Below are 24,727 nucleotides of genomic sequence, written 5' to 3'. Positions count from 1 at the left end.
TAAAGCATTACACGATAAAGCGAACATCAAAGGACGTGTCCGCTTTTATCTGCCTGAAAAACCCTGCTGAAATAAGTAAGAAAGTTATTCAATAGTTGCGCTTGGGCAGCATTGCCATGCAGTGCCAGAATTTCACTGGCTACTTCTAACGTACAGAGATGTCCCTCACTTTGATTGCGCCTCAACTGGTAGTTGGAAAGCTGCGTTGGTGTGAGATGCACTCTTGGCAAATTATCAAGCCAAGGGCTTTTACGCTCCATTTTCTTCGCTTCCTGCCAAGTGCCATCAAGAATAATAAAGTGAGCGGTTTTATTGTGTTGTTTGGCTGAATCTAACGCTTGCTGCAAAGGAATACTCTCTTCACTCGGGTAAACCAGAAAAGAGAGATAATCTTTGTTGTGGATTCTCTCATCGAGTGCAGCGCTTTTTTCCACTCGACTCCATTTGAACGCTTGGCACAAAGGCAGGGCTGCAAGCAGCCATTTGCCAGTGTTGGTATCTCGCAGATATTCGTTTTCATGCATCAGCAGCGACAAGGGTAAGTCGCTACTGATTTTGGGGATAGACTGGCAGACACATTGCCATTGCAATCCGCAGCTTGGACACGCTGAGTTTGAAGTCGGTGACGTATTTAGCGACTTAGACGTTGATGACATTCGAAAACCTACTGAGCGCTATTCTTTTGCGGAAAATAGAACTAACCCGCCGTTTGCGATTGGATAGACAACCGTACCAACACGTTCTTTTTCAGCAATAATCTGCTTGTCTTGCTTGGTAAAAATACGCTCTGAGACTAAGTATTGCTGCTGGTGGCGTGTCATGACCACCTGTACCTGTGTTTGGCTGAGTTGTTGCCAATACCCTTTTTCAATGATCGCTGGTTCGCCATTATTGTAGGTGTATTGAGTGGTAGCAGTGTGGTCACTGTCTAATGTAAGCGTGACACTGAAGTTGGTATTTTGTGTAGAGCTGGCAAAGTAGTCTCCAACCCACGATAGCGTTGGGTCACTGTTACCTAAAGTTGCACAGCCTGTGTAGCTGCGATTTGCTAATGTAAGGTTTGAAGACCAACCGTACAAACTGTCGCTCATGCTGTCGGTACAGGTTTGACGTGCAAGAGTAAGTTCGCCGCCCTTGAATTGGTAATGGCGGGTGGCTGGTGAAATCTCACTGCCTTTTAAGGTGGTGATCTGCGGCTCTTCGCCCATAGGTTGGAACGATAATTTGTCTTTGCCTATCTTCATTGCCCAGTTAGGTTCATTACCAAAAGCTGTAGTTGGTGCGAGAGGTTTTTGGCAGCGTTTAGGGTTTTCTGCACTGATAATATTGATGTTCTCAACCACAAATTTGGCAATGTAATCACCCTTATAGCTGGTTTTGCTTGGCGGTGTTAAATGCCCAATCAGCTCTCCATACATCGCCTGATAAGGGGAGTTCGATACTTTCATCGCTTCTTGAGTTAATGATGCAGGTATCTCAAGCAGGAATTGTTGATTGCTTCCGCAAGGCGTGAATGTTCGCGTGTCATTTCCGATCACTACTTCGCCACGTACGATGAACGTTTGCGGTTTAATGCTTGAAGGCTGATCTAAGCTGGCTTTCAAGCTATTTTGTGTTGACTCCGGTGCAGAGGATGTTGTTGAACACGCTTGCAAAAGACAAGCGGCGAGAATAGCTATTGGGGTAATCAGCACCTTCATGGTTGCTTTTCCTTGAGACAGAAAACGAACGGACTTGATTATGGCATATCCATGATTGAAATCTGAATAGCAGGCAAAAAAACAGGCAGCGATGGCTGCCTGATTAAAGAGTAGGGGGACTCTTTAAAACGTTTAACTTTCAGAGCGCTTTAAAACAGCTCTGAAAGTTAGAACAGATGATCGTGCAGGTAGTGAGCGACAGCATCATCCGCGTGGCTGCCAATCACTTCGACTTCAGGTAGTGCTTTCATCACTTTTTCATGGGCAGTACCCATAACCAGACCTTTTCCTGCCATTGATAGCATCTCTACGTCGTTCATGCCGTCGCCAAATGCGATACAGTTTTCCAACGTCAGGTTTAAAGATTCCGCCACAGCTTTAAGAGCGTCGCCTTTTGAAACACCAGCGCCCATCACTTCCAAGCAATATGGGGTAGAGAATGCAACGTTCACTAGACCTGCGAATTTTTCGTTGATCAGATTTTCATACACAACAAGCATTTCATGGTCGTGGTCTTCATTAGTGAAGAAGACTTTTGCGATGCCATCGTTAGGCGCATTATTGATATCAAACAGCTGATAATGGAAACCTGATTCGTTGTGGTAAGCGCGTAGCGCCTCGTCTTCACGGCTCATCAACCAAGTATCGTTGCGGTAAATATGAGTGACGATTCGCTCATCATCTTTGACTAAATCAACAATCGCTTGAACCAATTCTTGTGGGACGTTTTTGCTGTACATCTGCGCATCGTTTTGGTCATGCACGCGAGCACCGTTAGAGGTGATCATATACGCCGGAATTCCAGCGATTTCACGAATACCGGCAACATCAACATGGTGACGACCTGTTGCGAAAATGAAAGTAAAGCCTTTTGCATGCAGTTCTTTTAGCGTTTTCTTTGAGAAAGCACTGAGCTTGTGGTCCGGTGCTAGCAGGGTGCCATCCAGATCAGAAGCTACGATTTTGATTGGGTTTTCGTTACTTACTACGCTCATGTTGCTCTCTTTACTACGTCAGATGTTGATATCAGTTGCTTGTTTATTGGGCTTAAGTGTATGTCAAAAAAGATCGAAAAAAGAGGGAAAACCTTTTTATCAGTCATTTCCCTATTTGTTCTCAGACAGACATTTTTATACAAAATTGCTTAATTCGGACTCTTCGCCACTTTTTCGAAGTGTTTCAGTGTTGCGTCCAGTGCTTGGTTACGAAATTCATCTTTCTCAAACAGAATTTCGTGCTTTGCATCGTGAATCATTAACAGCTCACTGTTTGGATTGGTTCTCGCTAGGCGGGTAACGAACTTTATCTGCGCGGCATTACTCACCACGGTGTCTTTACCACCTTGCAACACTAAAGTTGGGATAGTGATTTGTCGTGTCAGCTGAATGCATTGTTTGGCAGCCATCAAGCTTTGCCAGACCCAGCGTGTACTAGGACCACCCAGTTTCAGTTCTGGTTTTTGTTCATATAATTCTCTAAACCAACGGTAGCGCACTTCACATTGAGTCAGTGGGTTATCTTCAAATGGCTTGGGATAGTAGTCACTGTAGCCAGGAGCATAGGTCGGTTTACTTGCTGTAGCTGCGAGTACCTGAGTCAGCGTAATGGCGATTGGTCGAATTTGCCATGGAACGTTAATACCGAACATCGGAGCGCTAAACGCCACCGCATCAAAAGAATGGTTTGGATGGGTTTGTAAATAGCGAGCTGTTACCGCGCCTCCCATTGAGTGCGCCAGTAAGAAACGTTGCTCGTAACGGGTGAGGTTAAAATGCGCAATCAAATCATTCATATCTATCAGATAATTCTGAAATTCTTCCACATATCCCATCTGTTTGTTGTCAATTAATCGAGCTGACAAACCTTGTCCGCGATGGTCAAAAGAATAAATGTCATAGCCTTGTTGGAACAAATCGTAAAACAGTTCTTGGTACTTCCAGCAAGATTCAATTCTGCCATTGACGACAACAATTGCTTTGGTGTGCTGTGGTGATGTGATTTGACACCAAAAAAGTTGTTTTTTATCAAAAGATTGCAGGAAACCTTCTTGTCTTTGTTCCCACAACGTTTTGATTTCATTTTCGATTCGTTGGGAAAAGTTTGACTCTTGAGTATAAGAGTGACAGCTTGTATTTGTTTGGATCATAATTTACGTGCTAGAAAGCCCGTTCTCTCTGAAATTGAATGTTAAGAATAAGGGAGTTAGGCGGAATTGCAATCAATTAGCCTACTTGCTTTTAGGGGTATAGATGTTATTTTTATTGCCCTTGTGGAGAGTAAAAATAAAGCAATTTTGTTATCAATTTTAGCTTCGGTATTAGAGAGTTACTGATTGATCACATAGAGTCGTATCACCCAGCTCGTTTGGTTCTATAGTTATGAGTAGTGATGCAATACTGAGCACTTATTGTGTTTAGCTTATCTGTAATCGTTGAAGATAATATGAATACCACTTATGTAGCACGACAGCCGATTATGAACTCGAAGCGACATACCCTAGGGTATGAATTGCTGTTTCGTGATGGCGAGCAGAATAGTTTTCCTCAGCATGTGGATGCTGACCGTGCTACTTATCGCTTAATTGTTGAAAACTTCCTTTCGATTGGCACCAATCCTGCGATTGAGAATTCTCGTTGCTTCATCAACTTTCCATACAACAGTCTTATCCGTAGATTGCCTCTCACGCTGCCAAAGCAAAAAATCGTTATTGAAGTTCTGGAAACTTGCCGACCAACCGACGAACTGTTGGAAGCGATTATGGAATTGCATGGCAAAGGCTATTTAGTTGCACTGGATGACTTTGTCTATTCCCCAGAATGGGAGCGATTTCTGCCATACGTGCACATTATTAAGCTCGATATCATGGCGATGGGAATTGATGCCGCATGTGCGATGGTGAAAAAGCAACTCGCTAGCGGTAGTCGCAAACGCTATCTGGCTGAGAGAGTAGAAACCGAGCAAGAGTTTCGCACCGCTCGCGAAGCGGGATTTCGCTTTTTCCAAGGTTATTTTTTCAGTAAACCGGAAATCATCAAACAGCGCTATGTAAGTCCAAAGCATGTTATTGCTATGCAGCTTTTCCAAGAAGTGTGCAAAGAGCATGTGAATTTTGATCGCGTTGAACAACTGGTGGCGAAAGATGTGGCGCTTTCTTACAAGTTATTGCGTTTTGTAAACAGCATGACAGAGCGATTAGAAGTGCCTATTTCATCTTTTCGCCAAGCATTGGTTTATCTAGGTCAGGATAGACTTAAGATATTCGTCTCATTGGCGGTCGCTTCGTATATCTCCACACATAAACCGAAAGAGCTTTACAACCTCTCTTTACAACGTGCGCAATTCTGCCAATTAATGGCGATTCGACGTAAGTTCACCGAACATAAAGATCAGGCGTTTTTGATTGGCTTGTTCTCTGTGTTAGATGCGCTACTCGATATTTCACTCGACATTATTGTTGATCAATTGCCTCTCACTGAATCTGTAAAAGATGCGCTCAACAAGCGTTTAGGGCCATTTGGGGAGTTGCTGAACCTTGAAGAATGCTTTGAAAAAGCCGATTGGCAAGGCGTGCAGAATTACTGTGAGTTACTTGGCCTTCAATATGAAGATGTAACTCGTGATCTAAACGAGGCGCAGCGTTGGAGTCACGAAACAAGCAACTTAATCTAAGTAGAAGATAGATCTAAACAGTAATAAGTTGAAACATGAATTTTTGATGACAGTAACGGCACGCGCATTGACGCGTGCTTTTTTATATCTAATATATCTGCATATCCGTATATGTGGGAGATAACGATGTTACCTCATCAGTTTTTCAAACTTCTCGCCGACGAAACACGAATGAGATGTTTATTGCTCATCGCACGTGAGCAAAGGCTATGTGTGTGTGAATTAACTCATGCACTTGACGAGAGTCAGCCGAAAATTTCTCGTCATCTAGCACAGCTGCGTCAGTCTGGTGTCTTGATTGACGAGCGCCAAGGGCAGTGGGTGTATTACAAGGTATCAGATCAGCTACCTGGCTGGTTGAACAAGATTATTGACGGTTTGAAGCAATCAAACTGTTTGCAGCAGCAATACAGCGTCGACACACAGCGTTTGAGTGATATGTCGGACAGACCGTCTTGCTGTTAAACGACTTGCTGTTAAATGACTTGATTTTAAATGAATTGATTAAAAAAGCTTATTTTTACAAGAATTGGGGAAAATAGAATGACGATTAAAGTAGGTATCAACGGCTTTGGCCGTATTGGAAGACTTGCAATGCGCGCAGCGTACGATTGGCCAGAGCTTGAGTTCGTGCAAATTAACGATGTCGCGGGCGATGCCGCAACACTGGCGCACTTATTGGAGTTTGACTCTATCCAAGGACGCTGGCACCACGAAGTTGCAGCAGAAGGCAACGAAATTGTGATTGGTGACCAGAGAATCAAAACCACTCAAGAGCGTGATATCGCTGCGATTGACTGGTCTGGTTGTGATGTTGTGATTGAAGCAACGGGTGTGCATCGTAAGACATCATTCCTGAATAAATACCTAGAGCAAGGCGTAAAACGCGTTGTGGTTTCTGCTCCTGTGAAAGAAGACGGTATTGCTAACATCGTTGTTGGTGTGAACGACCATATCTTTGATGCTGCAAAGCACCGTATTGTGACGGCTGCTTCCTGTACCACTAACTGTATTGCGCCAGTGGTCAAAGTTATTCACGAGAAACTCGGTATCGAGCAATCGTCTTTCACTACCATTCACGATTTAACTAACACTCAAACCATCCTTGATGCGCCACATAAAGACCTACGTCGTGCTCGTGCATGTGGTATGAGCCTAATTCCAACCACAACGGGCAGTGCAACCGCGATTGTTGAAATCTTCCCTGAACTAGCAGGAAAGATTAATGGTCATGCGGTGCGTGTACCACTTGCTAACGCATCACTGACGGACATCATTTTCGACGTGAAACGTGATACCACAGCGGAAGAAGTGAATGCTCTGCTAAAAGAAGCCTCTGAAGGTGAGCTAAAAGGCATTCTAGGCTTTGAAGAAAAACCTCTAGTATCTATCGATTACCGTGGCGACCAACGCTCTACCATCGTTGACGCGTTATCAACCATGGTTGTGGGTACTCGCATGGTGAAAATCTATGCTTGGTATGACAATGAAATGGGCTACGCAACCCGTACGGCAGAGTTGGTACGTAAAGTAGGAGAGGCACAATAATGACGAATTCAACAATGTCTAGTTCAACAAAAGTGCACCCAACTTGGGAGCTATCTGTAGAGTCTTCCGCGCTAGTATTGATGCCGTGTCCTGGCACTAAAGAGTTAGGTTTGACGGAAAGCATTCAGCAGCTAAAAGAGAGTGGTGTAAAAGCGATTGTCACGGCAATTACTCGTGAAGAGATGCATGAAAAGCATGTTGAGGAGCTGGGCAATATCGCACAAACCAACGGTATTTCTTGGATTCATCTACCGATTGAAGATGATGCCGTGCCGGATGAAATGTTTGCAGAGCACTGGCCAAGCGTGAGCCCGCAGCTTCGTAGCCTTCTCAAAAAAGGCGACAAAGTGGCACTTCACTGCATGGGCGGTTCGGGTCGTACTGGTTTGCTCGCTGCACATCTTCTGCTGGATATGAACTGGGAGCTTGAAACGATTATTTCTCAGGTTCAAGCATTGCGTCCGGGGGCATTTACCAAGCCGGAACAACGTGAGTATATTGAACATGTAGCCGCGGTGATCAGCTAATTTAGCTTTGGGATCATTATGATCCCAAAGCTCTCTTTGGATCAGTATTATGTTGAAAGTGATTTCAAATTTGGATTCGTCGATCCGCCAATACATGTTAGTGACGTTTAATTACTGGAACTTCACTCTTACGGATGGCGCGTTGAGAATGCTGGTGGTGTTGTATTTCCATCAATTGGGATACGGCACATTAGCGATTGCCTCATTGTTCTTGTTCTACGAGTTTTTTGGCGTGGTAACCAACCTGATTGGAGGGTGGTTAGGCGCGAGGTTAGGGCTCAACAGAACCATGAATATCGGTCTTGCGATGCAAATCGTTGCGCTGCTGATGCTCGCGGTTCCTGCCACATGGTTGACCATTCCTTGGGTTATGGCGGCTCAAGCTTTGTCGGGCATTGCTAAAGACCTCAATAAAATGAGCGCAAAAAGTGCGATTAAGACATTAGTTCCTGATGAGCAGCAAGGCGCTCTCTATCGCTGGATTGCGGTGTTAACCGGCTCGAAAAATGCTCTCAAAGGCTTGGGTTTCTTCCTTGGCGGTTTATTGCTAACGACACTGGGCTTTAAAGGTGCGGTACTGCTTATGGCCGCCGTGCTAGTTCTGGTGTTGTTCGGTAGTCTTACTGGTTTAAAACAAGAGCTCGGTAAGGCAAAGAACAAACCGAAGTTTTCTGAGATCTTCTCCAAATCTCCTACGGTCAACATTCTTTCCGCAGCGCGCATGTTTCTGTTTGGTGCTCGTGACGTTTGGTTTGTGGTTGCACTTCCTGTTTATCTTGGAACCGTGTTCGAGTGGGATCATCTGTGGGTAGGCGGTTTCCTTGCCTTATGGGTTATTGGTTACGGAGTTGTACAAAGCCAAGCACCGAGAATTACTGGTAAAGCGCAGGGCAGAGTGCCCGATGGTCATGCCGCGTTTCGCTGGGCTCTTGGATTAAGTATCGTAACAGCGGCTGTGGCTTTAGGTATCAGCCAAAACTGGCATCCTCAGTGGGTAATCGTGATTGGTTTGATGTTGTTTGGCGCCGTATTTGCCGTTAACTCGTCTCTGCACTCTTATCTTATCGTCAGTTATGCAAAAGGTGATGGTGTTTCTCTTGATGTTGGCTTTTACTACATGGCCAATGCGATGGGACGTTTAATTGGAACCATTTTGTCTGGTTACCTTTTTCAGGTCAGCGGATTAGCCGCTTGTTTATGGGTATCGTTAGCGTTCTTGGTTCTGACTACCATTATCTCCTTGAGACTGCCAAGACTCGCGAACTAGCGTTGCTGAATGATCTAGTCTTACCATCTCTATTTCATAGCCCTCGTTGGAGGGCTTTTTTACGTCAATGTTCTTGTTACTCAACAAAGTGATATTCAATAAGTGTAACCTTGGCTAATGTTTACCACTGACTGACGTATTATTTTAATTGTGCTTTATAGTTGTAAATGAAAAATGGTTTCGAGTGCAGATTGGCTAGAGAGAATCGTTGAATGAGCAAACGAGTAATATTTTTTGATTTGATGCGCTGTGTTGCTGCGGTGGCAGTTATTGCGATCCATGTTTTAGCGCCTTATCGAGAGCTACAAAACTCAATTCCTTATGGTGAATGGCTCACAGCGGTTACAGTAAACGGGATGACGCGCTGGGCTGTCCCCGTGTTTATTTTGATTTCTGGTGCTCTAATGCTCAGTGATACACGACCTTTTGACTTTGGCTATTATGTAAAACGACGACTAGGTAAGGTTTTGGTTCCGTTTATCGTTTGGTCCCTGTTTTATGCCTATCTTTCAGGCTGGAGTGCTGAGGGTTTCGACTCTGCGATTGCTGCTGATGTCCTGAAAAACAGCCCACATCATGAAACCTATTACCATCTGGGATTTTTCTACTATTTCATTCCTCTCTATTTTGTTATTCCAGTACTGCAATGGCTGATGAAGAGCACCGACGATACAGCGTGGTATGTGTATCTTGGATTATGGCTCATTACCACAACCTTATTCTTGTTCCATATTGATGGGCCTTGGAGTTATGAGATTTGGCTGTACACCGGTTATTTACCACTTGGGTATCTGCTTTATAAAAAGCTACCGATGAATCCTCTCACGGTTGGAGCAGCCGTGATTCTTGGTGGGATCTCTTTCTATTTTACTGTGAATTCTGTGGTGGAACTTAGTCTGGCAAATGGCGAATACAGCGTTGGAAGATGGTTCTCTTACAAAACGCTTAACGTTGTGATAGCAGCAAGTATGGTTTTTGTGGTGTGCAGAGCGGTTGGCGAATCACTGTCAGAAGGGGCTAAGAAAGTGGTCGCAGTGATAAGCCAGCATAGTTTAGGGATTTATTTACTTCACCCAATCTTCCTTTGGCCGATGAAGGAATTTGGATGGTATCAAGGGCACCCTGCTTGGGTTATACCTATGTGGATAATTATTAGTGGAGCAGGTGCTCTGGCTGTGAGTTGGCTACTGTCTCAATCGTCCAAGACTCGCTGGCTGTTACCTTGATAATTATCTTGGACGTTTATTGTTAATCGTTGATTTAACGCTGTAAGGCAAAATGGATGAATTGAGTTCCTCGATAAGTGAGTATGCCTTTGTCGCCCGGATTAATAGCGTGAAAGTAATGAACACCTACTTGGAACTCACGTTTTGGACCGATTCGACCTTTTTGAACGTAAATCCAAAACTCTTGGTCGTCTTCTCCAATGAAAGGATTGTCTACCGCAATAGACTGCTTATCGAGAATAGTCACTAGTGCTTGTTTCTCTGGTGCATTTTCACCTTGCATGTGGCGACGGTAGAATCGAGAACTACAAGCAAGGTGATAAGTGTTGCAAGTAAAGTAATCTGCATAGTGACTCCTAGAACAAAATGACGGTTTCATTGTACGTATTCGTTTGATTTTTGAAGTTGCGTAACGTTATAAAAGGGATGTAGCGCGTTGATTGGTCTTATTTTTTCGGCGCACTTCACACTTTGTTATTGGTCTTTGCTAATACTTAAGTGTCCTACGTATAAATAGAATATGAATAAATGAACAGTCGACTGATGGTGATTTTAAAGGGAGAACTTCGATGTCAGACATAGAACAAGTTGTTCTTCGCACTCGGAAATTAGAAAGACTATTGCGTGAGCAATACCACGCGCGAGGTAAAGGCTTACATCAATTAATCACTAGCTGTGAAGAGCGTTTGCCTCATGATGTCATTGCTAAGCTGCGTTTTGTTGCAACCATCCGCAACAAAGTTGTTCATGAAGATCGCTATAAGCTCGAAGATCGCAGAGCATTTTTATCCGTCTGCAATGAGTGTGAAAAAGAACTCACACCTCGTAGTAGTCGTTTTGTATGGAGAATTGTAATTTCGCTAGTCATGTTCATGACAGTTTTAGCGCTTACCTTCTACTACATCCATTGGGAAGAGTTGAGTAAACACATACAATAATGGTCGGTTTTTCTTGAAAACTGAAAATAAAAAAGGACGCTATGGCGTCCTTTTTTATTTGTATAACATTAGGTTAGTACATCATTGGCAGTGTCATTAAGCCAACGATTACTGCGATCATTACTAAACCTTGTTTCTGAGATGAAGAAATCATAACACTGCTCCTATTCTGTCCTATTCACCTGTGGATTTAGATTAGCACTAATTTATTGGCTTGATCAACACATTCTTTGGTAGTTGCTTAAAATAATAACTTTAACCTGCCAAATGTGCGCTTTTTTGGTGAGGTTTATGTGTGTTTTTGGTGCGTTCATATAATCACCTTTTTGGTTTATTATTGGTCTATTTTGTTTTAACTATATGAAATGTATTAATATATATGTGGTTTATCACTGCTCTATTTATGTTTACTTATTCTGTGGGTAGTTTGGTTTTGATTGTGTTGTCTATCTTACTTTTGTCATGGTTTGTTGTGATTCTTGTTCTTTTGTTGATATTTATTCTCATTAATAATTACAATTTGATGATAATTCTGTATTAATTGGCTCTAACTTTGTGTTTTATCATTATATGGTTTTGTTGTGTGCTTTTTATGGGGTTTGTTTTTTAAGTTATTGTATTTAAATTGGTATATGTTTGTTTTTTTTGTTTTTATTTCAATTAAGCAAACGTTTGCTATATTGTTTTTCTTTGTGAGTTTACTGTTAGGTCTTGTTTATCTTTGTTATTGCCGGAAGTTTGATGTTTAATAGTTCTGAGGGTTATAGAGTGAGGTGGTTGGATTGGATGAGAACTGCATCACGTAGATAATGAATCACAATCAAGATCCAATTTTTGTCTTTCATTTCTGGACATCCGATCTAACCTCTCTACACTGGCGGCAGATTGTTAATGAGGTATAGGCATGTTGGGCTGGATTTCGGCTGTAATATCTGGATTTATCAGCATATCTGCGTTTGAAAGCAATAAAACGAAACTGGCGGTGGTATTCAACACACTGTGTTTAGGTCTGTTATCGTTGATGCTGTTATTGTTGGTAACAGGTAATGATCAGAATGATTGGTCGGTAGCATCCTTATGGATTCTTGCCGGTTTGGTTGTTTCGGTCGTTGCAGATATTTATCGAATTCGACAAAAACAGGCGAAAGCTTGTTTTAGTGCTTTCCTCGTTGTGCAACTCTTTTATAGTAAAGCGTTTTGGATTCAACTAACCGGACCTATGGTTTGGTGGTTACCTGCTTTGCTTATTGCTGCAAGTATCGTTGCTTTTTTTCTCTTATTACCTCAAATCGATACGCTTATTTTCCCTGTCACCATCATGGGGATGATGTTACTGCAAATGACATGGGCTTCTGGAGAGGTGTGGATTACTAATCCATCGCATGCTTCGTTGCTTGGTTTTGTCGGTAGCCTGAGTTTTATCGTCTCTGCCATCGTTTTGGCAATTCATGACTATCGCCAACCGCTGCGCTATGGAAAAGCCCTAATCGGTGGCAGTTATTTGTTGGCTCAATTGCTAATTGTTGCGTCAGTACTGATTTAAGGCTGTTTTAAATCAACACTCGCCATTCATAACAGAGATAAGCTGTTACTCCATTATTTAGATGTTAAATCCTAACAGCCTATTGGAGAATCACGGTGGAACAGCAAGTACATGCCCATAAAATTCTGAACCAGTTGAAGGTTCAGCCAATGACTGAAGAGCAGCTACGTCAATTTGTTATTACAGAATTCGGGTCAAAAGCGCTTTTTCATACTTGTAAGCTCGATAGTATGGATGTCGATGCTCTACTGGCTTTCTTTCAAGCTCAGCAAAAAGTGTTAATAAAAGATGGTGTGTGGTATCTCAATCAGGCAGAAATCTGTCAGCATTAATCAATGTGCTAGTGCCAGAGTTTTCGCTCGTCTGGCTACGATTGTTCTTAATCGTCAAATCTAAGGTACGTTGATATACTGCGCCATTATGCTTATTTACTCTGAGGCACTATGGACATCTTATCTGCAGCAACATTGTTATTTCTAATCATGGATCCATTGGGCAACCTGCCTATTTTTCTGTCGATCCTGAAACACATTGATGCGAAACGCAGACGTATTGTTCTGATTCGTGAAATGCTATTTGCTCTCGCGATTTTAATGTTGTTCCTATTTGCTGGTCAGTCGATCATGGACTTTTTGCATGTCCAGCCAGAAACATTGAGCATCTCGGGCGGTATTATTCTTTTCATCATCGCGATTAAAATGATTTTCCCTAGTGCTGGCAGTATTACTGGTTTAGCCGCAGGTGAAGAGCCGTTTATTGTGCCCCTAGCGATTCCATTAATTGCTGGCCCAACCGTGATTGCGACGTTGTTGCTTCTTTCCAGTCAAAACCCAACGCAGTTGTTCGAGTTATCTGCAGCTGTGATGATCGCTTGGACTGGTACTTCCATTATTCTTATGTTCAATGGCTTCTTCCATAAAATACTTGGTGAGCGAGGCTTGAAAGCGGTAGAGAGACTGATGGGCTTGCTACTGGTGATGATTTCCACCCAGATGTTCCTAGACGGTATTAAAAGTTATGTTGGTATGTAGAGCTACTTAAAGCTCTACAATTTCTCTTGTGCTGACATGGACGCTGTTTCTGCCACTATCTTTGGCTTGATATAGAGCTTCATCTGCAATTTTAATCGATTGTTCTAGCGGTTGACTCAGGGCGACGGAAGAGACTCCCAAACTAATTGTCACAGATAATGTTTGCCCACCTTCATTGACGGTGAGGTGAGAGACCGCTTTGCGAATTCTTTCTGCACAAGTTTCAGCGTCTTTGATATCCGTATTCGGCAGCAACATAATATATTCTTCGCCACCATATCGGGCGGTAATGTCACTTTTACGAGCGTGCTGCTTTAGTATGTTCGCGACTTCAATAATGACTTTATCGCCTGTTGCGTGTCCATGTTGGTCATTTACCTGTTTAAAAAAATCGATGTCACAGATGATGACTGCCATAGGCGATTGATACAATCTTGCCTGAAGATAAGCTTTCTCGGCTTCAAGTCGGAAATGTCGGCGGTTGTATAACAAGGTTAGAGGGTCAGTTGCAGCTTGATGTTTAAGTTCTTCTTGAGAAGCTTTAATCTCTTCGAGCAGACGAATTCGATAAGCAATGATAAGTGCCAATACTAAGGCTTCCAGCATGATACCGATACCCACACCGTGGCTAGTGATGTAGGTAAACTCAATTCTTCCTTGATAGTAGAGAACGGCAACCCCGTTAAAGCCAACGAAACACCCATGACCAATTAAGAAATACCACGCAAGTGGATGTTTTCTAACTACGAGTGAGATACTGACAGAAAGCGTCGTTAATATCATCAAGCCAGCGAGCATGCTTGAATAACGAAGCGCCCCAAGAATATCAATTAAGCCATAAATAAACTCTCCCGCTAGCAAGCACAGGATAACCAACAAGGCTAAATGTTCTTTTCGATATTGCTGACGCGTTTCAAAGATATTCATCATGAATAAAATTAAGAACATTGGCATTGCCATTAACGTTAAATGCCAATGAAGCGTTTTCGAACCGTAAAAGTCGAACAGCTCTGCAAGCAATCCATAGGATAGTGCTATCCATATAGCGGCTGAAATGAGGTAGCACGCATAATAAAGGTTTTCCGTTTGCTTCGAGTAAACATACAGCAGCAGGTTATAGATGATTAGCGCAATCAACATGCCCGTTAATAACGCTATATCTGTAAAGCTGCCTAACAAAGCTCTTTGCGAAAATTCATCATCGTAGAGGTTGATTGAAAACCATTGATGGGAAAATGAAACGCTGTCGACGTACAGCGTTTTTGTTTGTCCAGGTAATAGGTCAATATTGAACACGGCGGCTCCGCCGTATATCCAAACGTAAGTATCCGGATTGTCCAGATCCAAAATGCGCGCTTTTCTTACGTTGTTATCGACCACTTCATAAAGACCAACTTGTCTATTGTGATAGGCGTAAGGGTGATGAAGATAGACAGTTCTTGGACCAGCACTCGTATTGACGATCTTAATTCGAGCCCAGGTATGCTTTGCTTTGGTACCCAAAGAGATTTTGTTTGGTGAAGGAATAAACGTTTGTTGCATAACCTGATTGATGGACATGCTCTCAGAGCTATCAACAAAGTAATCCATTTGAAAGTCAGTGAGCGATGAAGTGGTTTCACTCCATTTAATGATAGAACTTTGAGCATTGGCGGAGAATGCACTGCATATCATCAGCAGTATTAAGAATAGGCGCAGTTCTAGCATCTTGACGTTATTAATAATTTCTTACACAAGTGCCATACAGTATGTCAGAAGTTGCTTACAAGTCACCATTTGAACAATGACCAGCTTTCTAAAGTTTGATCTGGCTGAAATATCCGCTCTCTATTTGACATTCATGTTCTAAGGTATCGTTAATATATTTTGATCCTTAGTCACCAAACGCGTCACCATTTGTAATCACACTACTGGGGTAAAACAAAAGCCTCAAAAAACAAAAAAGCCCCATTTTTAGGGGCTTTGAAGACGGCTTTGAAACCGACAGAAACAATAGAAAGCCTTATTCTATGTTCTGAATTTGTTCGCGCATTTGCTCGATAAGCACTTTCAGCTCAACACCAGAAGCGGTGATATCTGTGCTGATAGATTTAGACGCTAAGGTGTTTGATTCACGGTTGAACTCTTGCATCATGAAGTCCAGCTTGCGACCACAAGAACCACCTTTTTTCATCACATTACGTGCTTCTTTCACGTGAGAATCTAAGCGATCTAGCTCCTCAGCTACATCTGACTTTTGAGCAAGGAGAATAAGCTCTTGCTCGACACGCGTTGGGTCTAACTCAACTTTTGCTTCTTCAAACTTATTGAACAGACGCTCACGTTGCCACTGCAGAATTTCAGGCATGCGAGCACGAACTTTGACGACTTCATCACTGATAGCCACAAGACGCTGCTCAATCAACTCCTTCATGTTTTCGCCTTCACGACCACGAGCTTCAATAAACTCTTTTACCGCTTCGTCGAATGCTTCTAAAAGAGTCTGGTTAATCGCATCCATATCTTGCTCAGGCGTTTCCATCACACCTGGCCATTGCATCACTTGGAATGGGTTAATACGAGTCAGTTCGCCAGTCATGTGCATAACCTGACCTGCAGCTTTGATCACCTGATGTGCCAATGCTTCGTTGATTCTTAGCTCACTTTGCGCTGCTGGATTCGCTTCAAAACGCAGATTACACTCGACTTTACCGCGCGCTAAACTCTGACGAAAACGCTCACGCAATACAGGCTCTAGGCTACGAAACTGTTCTGGTAAGCGGAAGTAGGTTTCTAGGTAACGTTGGTTTACCGAACGAATTTCCCAAACGGCGCTTCCCCAGTCGCCTTTGACTTCTTTGCGTGCATACGCAGTCATACTGTAAATCATCAGTGTTTCCTTGGTATTAAGCTGATTAATTAGCGCTAATAGTAGCATACAAATCTTACCGATAGGTGAGCGCGAATCTCGTTGTTGAAGATTCAAACCTAGGAACTGAATTGGAATTCCTATATAATCTTCGCCCAATAAATTTCGGTTACCGACTGAGTTTTTACGGACTTAGTTTCATTAACACCGCTTTGTTTCCATAACACAGGTAGATACCTTATGCGTCCAGACAATCGTGCTGCAGATCAAGTTCGTCCAATTAAAATCACACGTCAGTACACGGCATATGCAGAAGGCTCAGTGTTAGTTGAATTTGGCAATACTAAAGTGCTTTGCAACGCGAGCGTTGAAGAGGGAGTGCCACGCTGGTTGAAAGGTCAGGGTAAAGGCTGGGTAACAGCAGAATACGGTATGTTGCCACGTGCGACGCACTCACGTACTCGTCGTGAAGCTACTAGTGGTAAACAGGGCGGTCGTACTATGGAAATCCAACGTCTGATTGCGCGTAGCTTACGTGCGGTTGTGGATTTAGAAGCGATGCCAGAAGTGATGATCACCGTTGACTGTGATGTTATCCAAGCTGATGGTGGTACTCGTACAGCATCAATTACTGGTGCAAGTGTTGCGCTGGCGGATGCGTTTACTAAATTGGTTGCTGACGGTCGTCTGAAAAAGAACCCAATGAAAGGCCATGTAGCCGCTGTGTCTGTAGGCATTTTAGGTGATGACGTACTGTGTGACCTTGAGTATGTAGAGGATTCTGCAGCAGACACGGACATGAACGTTGTCATGACTGAAGAAGGCAAGATGATTGAAATTCAAGGTACTGCCGAAGGCGAACCGTTTAGCCATGAGCAGCTACTTGATTTACTGGCTGTTGCCAAGAAAGGTATTGCCGATATCGTTCAGGTTCAGAAATTAGCTCTGGCAGAATCGGAATAATGTTTTTATAGCTCCCAATTGGGGGCTATTTTTTTAAGTAACGTTTTTTAGTAACTACGGAAGAGAAGAGAAAAATGAAAGCATACCAGCGTGAATTTATAGAGTTTGCCCTAGAGAAACAGGTGCTGAAATTTGGTGAGTTTACTTTGAAATCAGGCCGTAAGAGCCCATATTTTTTTAATGCTGGTCTGTTTAATACTGGTCGTGATTTGGCTCGCCTAGGTCGCTTTTACGCGGCTGCGTTAGTCGATTCTGGTATTGATTACGATGTGCTGTTTGGTCCTGCATACAAAGGTATTCCAATTGCGACTACAACTGCGGTGGCATTGGCTGATCACCATGATGTGGATACGCCTTATTGTTTTAACCGTAAAGAAGCGAAAGACCACGGTGAGGGCGGTAACTTAGTGGGTAGCCCACTAGAAGGCCGCATTATGTTGGTGGATGACGTGATCACTGCTGGTACTGCGATTCGCGAGTCAATGGAAATCATCAAAGCGAACGGTGCTGATTTGGCGGGCGTGTTGGTTGCTATTGACCGCCAAGAAAAAGGCAAAGGCGAGTTGTCTGCAATTCAAGAAGTGGAACGTGATTTCGGTTGTGCCGTGGTTTCAATCGTGAGCTTAACTGACCTTGTGACTTACCTTGAAGAGAAGGGTACCAACAACGAGCACTTAGATGCAGTGAAAGCTTACCGCGCTGAGTATGGTATCAATGCTTAATTGATAGCGTGATAGATATGAAAAAGCCCCTAACGGGGCTTTTTTAGTTTTGAGTCGGTGGTAACGGTCTTTCTTGGTCACCATCATGAGAGTTGTCGTAAATCTCAATGCCATCACGGCGAGTTTTTAGCAGCGACAACTGCCACATGTACTGTTCAGGATGAGGACGAACTAAGTCTTCAATCGCTTGGTTCATTGCACGTGCATCGGTCTCTTCATCACCACTTGGGAAGTTTTCAAGCGCAGGCAATATATGAACTTCATATTTTTGAGTTTTGTCGTTGTACGCAGGCAACACTGGAACGACTTTCGCTTTAGAAAGGCGAGCCATTTTGCCAAAGCCTTTTAAGGTTGCTTTTTCTGTACCGAAGAAAGGGACAAAAACTGAGTTCGCTTCACCGAAATCTTCATCCGGTAACCAGTAACCTAGATAACCGTCTTTTATTGAACGAACAAACGGTTTAACCCCTGCTTCACGTGCGAAGATACGGCCACCATACTGCATACGCTGAACCTGCATTAACCAGTCACCGATAGGGTTACGCTGAGGCTTCATAATCGTTGTGACTTTATAACCTTTCGCTGCCAGCATTACGGCTGGATAATCAACAGCCCAAGCATGTGGAGCAAGTATGATCACCTTTTCACCCGCATCCAGAAGCGGCAACAGGTTCTCTTCGCCAATCATCACGCCGCGATTTTGGTTATGTTTGGTTGAACGAGCCAAAAACTCTGAATAACCAAGCATATACTGAGCAGCTTTAACAAATGTCTCTTCTAGGATCTCTTGGCGTTCTTGCTCGGATTTTTCTGGGAAACAGTAAGCCAAGTTAACGCGAGCACGACGAACCACTCGACCATTTTTCTTAATGGCAAATTTAGAAAGTTTACGTGCTAATCCGTCACGCCATGATACAGGCATAAAAGCAAACAGCGCCGCGAATGCGATACCTATCCATGTCCCCCAATGCTTAGGATGCAGAAAAGACCACTCAAAAGTGGGATTGTGTAAGTATTTATTGATGCTGTTGTCGTTATCGCTCACGAGCAGAACCTTTTATTTATTGGTATCGGGCATTGGTTTGTGTTTCATCTGGTAGCGATTTAAAACGCTTATGAAGCCACATCCACTGTTCTGGGGCGCGAAGTATAATCTCTTCAACAAATTTATTCATGTAGGCTGCTGCAGCTTTTTCATCTTGTTGAGGGTAATGATCCTCAATTGATTTATCAGCTATAAGCTCGTATTTGCCTTGTGAATTTCTAAAGCCGGAGCCCGGTATAATGGCACACTTACTAGTGTATGCCAGAATGCTAGTGCCAGTTGTCGTACACGCTTCTTCTACTGCAAAGAAGGGAACGAAAACAGATTTGTTATGACCGTAGTCTTGGTCTGGTAAGTAAAATAGACGCTCTCCTTGGCGAAGTACGCGAATCATCTTTTTCAGATCAGTACGATAAATCAGCTGGTTGCCATTACGTGTGCGACCTCGGTACTGAATGAATTCATACGCAGGGTTGCTGTGAGGACGATAAGCACCAAAGCCACCGAGACCAATGACAGCAAACGCGCGAGCGGTGATTTCTAGGTTCAGAGCATGTACACAGCACAGCAATACGCCCTTACCTTGTTCAGCGTGTTTACGCATGACTGAGACGTCTTTCACTTCCAAAATACGCTTAAATCGCCAAGTAGGCCAAAACCAAGTGATACCCGTTTCGATCAGTGCCATACCTGTATTCTTGAAGTTCTCGAGTACCATTTTATCGATATGTTCTTCAGACATATCTGGAAAGGCGAGCTCCAAATTACGCTTGGCGATAAAGACCCGTTTCTTACCGAAACGCATGCCAAAAGCCCCAATACCGTGGCCGAGTTTCAGCAACAGAGGGTAGGGTAATAAGTTGACAGTGAGAGCCAGTAGTCCGAATCCGAACCATACACCCCAATATTTCGGGTGCAGTAGGGACATAGAGAACTCTGGTTTGCCGGGTCTTTTTGTGCTCATTGTGATTACTTAATTTGTGCGCTGAGTAATGCCCAGTATTCTTCAAAGTTTTCGGTTGGTTGGTATTTGAAGTCGGAACGTACGAAACGGTTCAAACTGCCTTCAACTTGGCCGAGCAACTGGGCGGCTAGTGTTTTTTCGTCTACTGGGAATGATTTGCCTTCACGAATTTTACGTTCTCGCAGGATTTGGCGCAAAGAGGTTTCAATTCGTTCAAACAGTTGGTTAATTCTGTCACGCAGACGCTCATTTTCAAACATTAGAGCATGTCCGGACAAAATTCTTGTCAGGCCAGGGTTACGTTCTGAGAAAGCCAGAATAAGTTGCATCACTAAACGAATGCGATTGAGAGTGTCTTTCTCTTCATCAACGATACGGTTAATGCGAGACATTAAAGACTCTTCAATAAACTCGATAAGACCTTCGAACATGCGCGCTTTGCTTGGAAAGTGGCGATATAAAGCGGCCTCGGACACACCCACTTGAGCGGCGAGTTTCGCGGTCGTGATGCGTGATGCACCTTCGTTTGACTCAAGCATTTCAGCAAGAGCTTGGAGAATTTCTTCGCGGCGATTAGTTTTTTTATTGCCGGCCATAACCCGTATCTTCCTTCTGGTTATCACTGCTAATAACGAGGCAATGGTTGCGTGGAATAGACGCCATTGCCTCGTAAGTTCGAGATTATTTTAAGAGGAAGTAGGTGTTGTATTGCCCACCTACGATTTGCGTTTAGCTATTTGTTTTACTGATGAAGCTGTTGATCAATAGCATTAATGCGTTAGCAAGCTCAGCTTTGCTTGTTAGTGGCAACGTTTGTTCCCCTTGTTGCCAATATACGGTTAATGCGTTGTCATCACTATTAAAACCTTGCCCTTCAACCGACACATCATTAGCACAAATCATATCGAGGTTTTTGTTTGTTAGTTTACCTCGAGCATATTGCTCAACATTTTGTGTTTCAGCTGCGAAACCAACAGTAAACGGACGTTTTTCTGTCAGAGCGGCAACCGAAGCGACGATATCTGGGTTTTTCACCATAGTGATAGTCAGAGTGTCATTATCACCCGTTTTCTTGATTTTCTGTTCTGCTACTTGTTCTGGGCGGTAATCAGCAACCGCTGCGCAAGCAATAAAAACATCATGTTCTGTTGCCTCTTGCATCACAGATGCATGCATTTCCAGAGCACTTTGCACATTGACTCGTTTTACTTGGTCAGGCGTCGCTAAACTTACTGGCCCTGAAACTAATGTGACTTGCGCGCCCATTTTTGCGGCTGCGTCTGCAATTGCAAATCCCATTTTTCCAGAACTGTGATTAGTCACGTAACGAACCGGATCAAGTGCTTCACGAGTTGGACCAGCGGTGATCAGTATGCGTTTTCCAGCTAACGGTTTTTCAGTAGATAGCGGCTTTGAATCAAAGAATGATTCACAGTGATGAACCAGATCCATCGGTTCTAACATGCGGCCTTTACCTACATCGCCACAAGCTTGTTGACCAGAAGCAGGGCCCCAAATCATCGCTCCACGACGAGCCAGAGTGACGAGGTTTTCTTGAGTCGCAAGGTTGCCGTACATCTGCTGATTCATCGCAGGTGAGACCGCAATAGGAGCATCTGTTGCCAGTACTAAAGTCGTCAATAAATCATTACCCATACCAGCAGCCATGCGAGCAATAAGATCTGCGGTTGCTGGTGCAAGTAAAACTAAGTCTGCCCATTTTGCCAGCTCAATGTGGCTCATTGATGCTTCTGCTGTTGGGTCAAGCAAGCTGTAAGACACAGGGTTACCGGATACGGCTTGCATAGTAAGAGGCGTGATAAACTCGCGCGCTGCGTCAGTCATTACCACTTGAACTTGTGCGCCACGCTCAATCAAACGTCGCGTTAATTCTGCGCATTTATAGGCGGCAATGCCCCCGCTAATGCCAAGCAGAATTTTCTTTCCTGCCAAAGTTTGCATTCTGGATTCCTCAAAAAATCTGCGGGTTATGTTAGCACAACTCCCAGAATATGTATGAGTCGAGTGATTTAGAGCTTTCACACTAAACAAATATATGAGAGTACGTCTACAAAATAGCTAAATTTACTTTTAGATCGCATAACTCGCAGCCGATAATATCAACAATATTATTAAAACCACTATAAATGCATTAGGGTGAGCTATGTTTCGATCGATGAGAAGTCGTACCAAGTTATTATTGCTGACGGTTGTACCGCTAGTATTAATAACCAGTGTAAGTTCGATGGTGTATTACTGGATAGGCATGAACAGCTTGCAACAAGAGCTGACTCAATACCGAGAGCCGTTAGTTAACAACCGTAAACAAGAGCTTAAAGCCTATTTGATGATGGGTGTTACGGCAGTGAAGTCATTGTATGAAGCAGATAGCAGTGACGAAAATAAAGCGTTAGCGAAAGAGATTTTAAAATCGATGCGCTTTGAAAGTGACGGTTACTTTTTTGCGTATGATTCCCAAGGTGTAAATACACTGCATGCTATGAATGCTTCTTTGGAAGGTAAAAATCTTTACGGATTGAAAGATGACAATGGTGTGCCAGTGATTGCTGGGTTGATCGATGCAGCTAAAACCGGTGACGGCTTTTTGTATTTTTCTTGGATGAAACCGTCCATTAAAGCTCAAGCTCCTAAGTTAGGCTATGCAGAATATCTTCCTAAATGGGATTGGATTTTAGGTACTGGTATCTACATCGATGATATCGACACTCAACTTGCTGAGTACCAACAGCAACGTTTGGCAGTTTTGCATGACCAAACTTATTCAGCAGTAGGGTTCTCTTTCTTAGGCTTACTCATTACCAGCTTGCTGGTAAGTTTATTGGTTGCACGTGGCGTGGCTCCATTACAACACATCGTTAGCTCTCTAAAAGATGTGGCTGCGGGTGGTGGTGATCTCACCGCTCGCTTGAAAGTAGAAAGTCAGGACGAGATTGGTGAAGTTGCAAAAGCATTCAATGATTTCATGGATAAGCTTCATCCGATGATCGCAGACATTCAACGTTCAGCTGAAGATGTAAGCTCCGCAGCAATGGAACTTGATAAGCAAACCTCCAAGTCGAGTAAGCAGATGAATGATCACTGTCTCGAAACAGACAAAGTGGTTACTGCTGTGACGGAGATGAGTGCAACGTCCCGCGAGGTAGCAAACAACACTAACTCAACGGCACAAGCAATTGAGTCTGCAAATCAGCAGATTATTGAAGCTCAGAGAGAAGTGAACCTAGCTATCGAAGGTATTGGTGCCTTGGTTAATGAAGTGGATTTAACTTCAGATGCGATTCAAGAGCTTAGCCAAGAAGCAAACAAGATAACTCAAGTTCTGAAAGTGATTGGTGACATTGCTGACCAAACAAACTTACTCGCACTTAATGCTGCGATAGAAGCTGCGCGTGCTGGCGAACAAGGTCGCGGTTTTGCTGTTGTGGCGGATGAGGTTCGCTCATTGGCAAGCCGCACTCAAAACAGCACCAAAGAAATCGGCAACATGCTCGATGCGTTGAATCAAGGCGTAAACAAAGCCGTGACTAGCATGAATATCAGCCAAGAGCGCGGTGAGAAGACGGCACTAGAGTCGGTGCAAATCAAAGAAACGCTCTCTGGTATTTCGCACGCAGTGTCGGTTATTCAAGATATGAGTACTCAAACGGCTTCTGCTGCTGAGCAGCAAAGTGCGGTTGCAGAGGAGATTAACCAGAACTTGGTTACTATCCAGCATATCGTTAATGATCTGAGTGGCAACTTGAAGTACTCAGAGTCGATCAGTCATCGTTTAACTCAGTCGGGTGATAAAGTTGGAAGTTTGGTGGGGCACTTTAAGGTTTAGTTAACACTCACCATTCATACAATATTGAGTTGATTCTAAAAATCCTCAAAGTCGGTTGCGATTTTGGGGATTTTTTCGTTTCTGTATGCCAAATATCCTCAAACGACTTGGAGTTGCAGCTTCAAGCAGGAAGAGTACATACAGGAGCTGAAATGAAGCGAAAATTCCTTCCTAACGATTCGATGCCTCGCGAAAAATTGCTTGCTCGAGGACCGGAAGCTCTTTCCGATGCTGAATTGCTTGCAATATTGCTGCGTACCGGTACTCAAGGTATGAATGTACTGGAGCTGGCTGATTTCCTATTAAGAGAATTTGGTTCGTTGCGATCGCTCTTTTCCTCGTCCAAAGATCACTTTTGTCAGCACAAAGGGCTAGGGGAAGCCAAATATGTACAAATGCAGGCATCTTTGGAGATTACCCAACGTTTTTTGGCGGAAACACTCAAACGTGGCGAGGCACTAACAAGCCCTCAACAAACGCAGCTCTATCTTTCCAGCGTGCTGCGGGACCGACAGCGGGAAGCATTCTTTATCCTTTTTCTCGATAATCAGCATCGGGTGATACAGGATGAAATTTTATTTGAAGGCACAATTGATGCAGCGAGTGTTTACCCAAGGGAAGTGGTTAAACGTGCCCTTTACCATAACGCTGCGGCGCTCATTCTGGCGCATAATCATCCTTCAGGAGTTGCAGAACCTAGCCAATCAGATAAAAGGATCACCAATCGAATCTGTGATGCTTTAGCTTTAGTGGATATTCGCGTTCTCGACCATTTTGTTATCGGTGACGGAGAAATTGTTTCTTTTGCCGAGCGAGGATGGATTTGAACATTGATCTGCACTTTTTATTTGCTAGAGCTCTGGGTAATACGTAGCAAATAAAGTGAAAACCT

The 24,727-nt window shown here is 43.5% G+C and carries 25 protein-coding genes; 14 read left to right on the top strand and 11 right to left on the bottom strand.

All coding sequences use genetic code 11. The features are described from left to right. Positions 1–26: 26 nt before the first annotated feature. From ACOSVQ_RS12080 to ACOSVQ_RS12065, 4 genes are all read right to left on the bottom strand, one after another. On the bottom strand, positions 27–656 hold the full coding sequence (locus ACOSVQ_RS12080) for a tRNA-uridine aminocarboxypropyltransferase (RefSeq protein WP_491982805.1): 630 nt from the start codon (positions 654–656) through the stop codon (positions 27–29). A gap of 18 nt (positions 657–674) precedes the next feature. Continuing rightward, on the bottom strand, positions 675–1,700 hold the full coding sequence (locus ACOSVQ_RS12075) for a COG3650 family protein (protein WP_491982804.1): 1,026 nt from the start codon (positions 1,698–1,700) through the stop codon (positions 675–677). 167 nt (positions 1,701–1,867) lie between these two features. Beyond that, the gene (locus tag ACOSVQ_RS12070; RefSeq protein WP_491982803.1) at positions 1,868–2,695 is read right to left on the bottom strand and encodes a Cof-type HAD-IIB family hydrolase; all 828 of its coding nucleotides are present in this window, start codon (positions 2,693–2,695) and stop codon (positions 1,868–1,870) included. A gap of 149 nt (positions 2,696–2,844) precedes the next feature. Beyond that, positions 2,845–3,846 carry an alpha/beta fold hydrolase gene (locus ACOSVQ_RS12065; protein WP_491982802.1) on the bottom strand — a complete coding sequence of 334 codons (1,002 nt, stop codon included), beginning with the start codon at positions 3,844–3,846 and terminating at the stop codon, positions 2,845–2,847. Positions 3,847–4,142: 296 nt separating this feature from the next. Here ACOSVQ_RS12065 and ACOSVQ_RS12060 point away from each other — a divergent pair, with 296 nt between their 5' ends. From ACOSVQ_RS12060 to ACOSVQ_RS12035, 6 genes are all read left to right on the top strand, one after another. Beyond that, positions 4,143–5,369, top strand: a complete 1,227-nt coding sequence (locus ACOSVQ_RS12060) for an EAL and HDOD domain-containing protein (protein ID WP_491982801.1) — start codon at positions 4,143–4,145, stop codon at positions 5,367–5,369. Between the two features lie 126 nt (positions 5,370–5,495). Next, positions 5,496–5,834, top strand: coding sequence for a metalloregulator ArsR/SmtB family transcription factor (locus ACOSVQ_RS12055; protein ID WP_491982800.1), 339 nt, complete (start codon positions 5,496–5,498; stop codon positions 5,832–5,834). A 78-nt stretch (positions 5,835–5,912) separates the two neighbouring features. Beyond that, positions 5,913–6,917 (top strand): ArsJ-associated glyceraldehyde-3-phosphate dehydrogenase, encoded by a 1,005-nt coding sequence (locus tag ACOSVQ_RS12050; protein WP_491982799.1) that lies wholly within the window; start codon positions 5,913–5,915, stop codon positions 6,915–6,917. Then, positions 6,917–7,444 (top strand): cyclin-dependent kinase inhibitor 3 family protein, encoded by a 528-nt coding sequence (locus tag ACOSVQ_RS12045; RefSeq protein ID WP_491982798.1) that lies wholly within the window; start codon positions 6,917–6,919, stop codon positions 7,442–7,444. Before ACOSVQ_RS12050 ends, ACOSVQ_RS12045 begins: the two co-directional genes overlap by 1 nt. Before the next feature lie 49 nt (positions 7,445–7,493). Further along, positions 7,494–8,711: an organoarsenical effux MFS transporter ArsJ gene (gene arsJ, locus ACOSVQ_RS12040; RefSeq protein WP_491982797.1), complete on the top strand. Its 1,218-nt coding sequence runs from the start codon at positions 7,494–7,496 to the stop codon at positions 8,709–8,711. Positions 8,712–8,923: 212 nt separating this feature from the next. After that, entirely contained in the window at positions 8,924–9,937 is a 1,014-nt protein-coding gene (locus ACOSVQ_RS12035; RefSeq protein WP_491982796.1) for an acyltransferase, read from the top strand. 34 nt (positions 9,938–9,971) lie between these two features. On the opposite strand, the gene ACOSVQ_RS12030 is transcribed toward ACOSVQ_RS12035, so the two are convergent. Beyond that, positions 9,972–10,316, bottom strand: coding sequence for a DUF2500 domain-containing protein (locus ACOSVQ_RS12030; protein ID WP_491982795.1), 345 nt, complete (start codon positions 10,314–10,316; stop codon positions 9,972–9,974). Between the two features lie 190 nt (positions 10,317–10,506). Between ACOSVQ_RS12030 and ACOSVQ_RS12025 the strand changes: the two genes are divergently transcribed. From ACOSVQ_RS12025 to ACOSVQ_RS12010, 4 genes are all read left to right on the top strand, one after another. Next, on the top strand, positions 10,507–10,875 hold the full coding sequence (locus ACOSVQ_RS12025; protein WP_491982794.1) for a DUF4145 domain-containing protein: 369 nt from the start codon (positions 10,507–10,509) through the stop codon (positions 10,873–10,875). Between the two features lie 898 nt (positions 10,876–11,773). Further along, positions 11,774–12,418, top strand: a complete 645-nt coding sequence (locus ACOSVQ_RS12020; protein ID WP_491982868.1) for a lysoplasmalogenase — start codon at positions 11,774–11,776, stop codon at positions 12,416–12,418. 95 nt (positions 12,419–12,513) lie between these two features. Beyond that, a complete protein-coding gene (locus tag ACOSVQ_RS12015) occupies positions 12,514–12,750 on the top strand; it encodes a YecH family metal-binding protein (protein WP_491982793.1) in 237 nt (78 codons plus the stop codon). Between the two features lie 111 nt (positions 12,751–12,861). After that, a complete protein-coding gene (locus ACOSVQ_RS12010; RefSeq protein ID WP_491982792.1) occupies positions 12,862–13,449 on the top strand; it encodes a YhgN family NAAT transporter in 588 nt (195 codons plus the stop codon). A gap of 6 nt (positions 13,450–13,455) precedes the next feature. Here the strand turns inward: ACOSVQ_RS12010 and ACOSVQ_RS12005 are convergent, their stop codons facing one another. Beyond that, complete coding sequence (locus ACOSVQ_RS12005) at positions 13,456–15,156, bottom strand: sensor domain-containing diguanylate cyclase (RefSeq protein ID WP_491982791.1); 1,701 nt, start codon at positions 15,154–15,156, stop codon at positions 13,456–13,458. 295 nt (positions 15,157–15,451) lie between these two features. Next, entirely contained in the window at positions 15,452–16,318 is an 867-nt protein-coding gene (locus ACOSVQ_RS12000; protein ID WP_491982790.1) for a YicC/YloC family endoribonuclease, read from the bottom strand. Positions 16,319–16,537: 219 nt separating this feature from the next. Between ACOSVQ_RS12000 and rph the strand changes: the two genes are divergently transcribed. Together rph and pyrE are read left to right on the top strand one after the other, a co-directional pair. After that, positions 16,538–17,260: a ribonuclease PH gene (gene rph / locus ACOSVQ_RS11995; RefSeq protein WP_491982789.1), complete on the top strand. Its 723-nt coding sequence runs from the start codon at positions 16,538–16,540 to the stop codon at positions 17,258–17,260. Between the two features lie 74 nt (positions 17,261–17,334). Continuing rightward, positions 17,335–17,982, top strand: coding sequence for an orotate phosphoribosyltransferase (pyrE, locus tag ACOSVQ_RS11990; RefSeq protein WP_491982788.1), 648 nt, complete (start codon positions 17,335–17,337; stop codon positions 17,980–17,982). Positions 17,983–18,025: 43 nt separating this feature from the next. On the opposite strand, the gene lpxM is transcribed toward pyrE, so the two are convergent. The 4 genes from lpxM to coaBC all read right to left on the bottom strand — a co-directional run bounded on the left by lpxM (position 18,026) and on the right by coaBC (position 21,953). Further along, positions 18,026–19,027 carry a lauroyl-Kdo(2)-lipid IV(A) myristoyltransferase gene (lpxM, locus tag ACOSVQ_RS11985; protein ID WP_491982787.1) on the bottom strand — a complete coding sequence of 334 codons (1,002 nt, stop codon included), beginning with the start codon at positions 19,025–19,027 and terminating at the stop codon, positions 18,026–18,028. Between the two features lie 16 nt (positions 19,028–19,043). Next, the gene (lpxL, locus tag ACOSVQ_RS11980; RefSeq protein WP_491982786.1) at positions 19,044–19,991 is read right to left on the bottom strand and encodes an LpxL/LpxP family Kdo(2)-lipid IV(A) lauroyl/palmitoleoyl acyltransferase; all 948 of its coding nucleotides are present in this window, start codon (positions 19,989–19,991) and stop codon (positions 19,044–19,046) included. 5 nt (positions 19,992–19,996) lie between these two features. Beyond that, positions 19,997–20,587 (bottom strand): nucleoid occlusion factor SlmA, encoded by a 591-nt coding sequence (gene slmA, locus ACOSVQ_RS11975; protein WP_042488100.1) that lies wholly within the window; start codon positions 20,585–20,587, stop codon positions 19,997–19,999. Positions 20,588–20,720: 133 nt separating this feature from the next. Further along, complete coding sequence (gene coaBC, locus ACOSVQ_RS11970) at positions 20,721–21,953, bottom strand: bifunctional phosphopantothenoylcysteine decarboxylase/phosphopantothenate--cysteine ligase CoaBC (RefSeq protein ID WP_491982785.1); 1,233 nt, start codon at positions 21,951–21,953, stop codon at positions 20,721–20,723. A 202-nt stretch (positions 21,954–22,155) separates the two neighbouring features. Between coaBC and ACOSVQ_RS11965 the strand changes: the two genes are divergently transcribed. Both ACOSVQ_RS11965 and radC read left to right on the top strand, forming a co-directional pair. Next, the gene (locus ACOSVQ_RS11965) at positions 22,156–23,835 is read left to right on the top strand and encodes a methyl-accepting chemotaxis protein (protein ID WP_491982784.1); all 1,680 of its coding nucleotides are present in this window, start codon (positions 22,156–22,158) and stop codon (positions 23,833–23,835) included. A gap of 152 nt (positions 23,836–23,987) precedes the next feature. Continuing rightward, positions 23,988–24,662 carry a RadC family protein gene (gene radC / locus ACOSVQ_RS11960; protein WP_491982783.1) on the top strand — a complete coding sequence of 225 codons (675 nt, stop codon included), beginning with the start codon at positions 23,988–23,990 and terminating at the stop codon, positions 24,660–24,662. The last annotated feature ends 65 nt before the right edge of the window (positions 24,663–24,727 follow it).

Source organism: Vibrio sp. HM8-C (genome assembly GCF_058630515.1).
The sequence above is the reverse complement of the archived record's forward strand: the minus strand, read 5'-3'. Positions and strand labels throughout refer to the sequence as shown.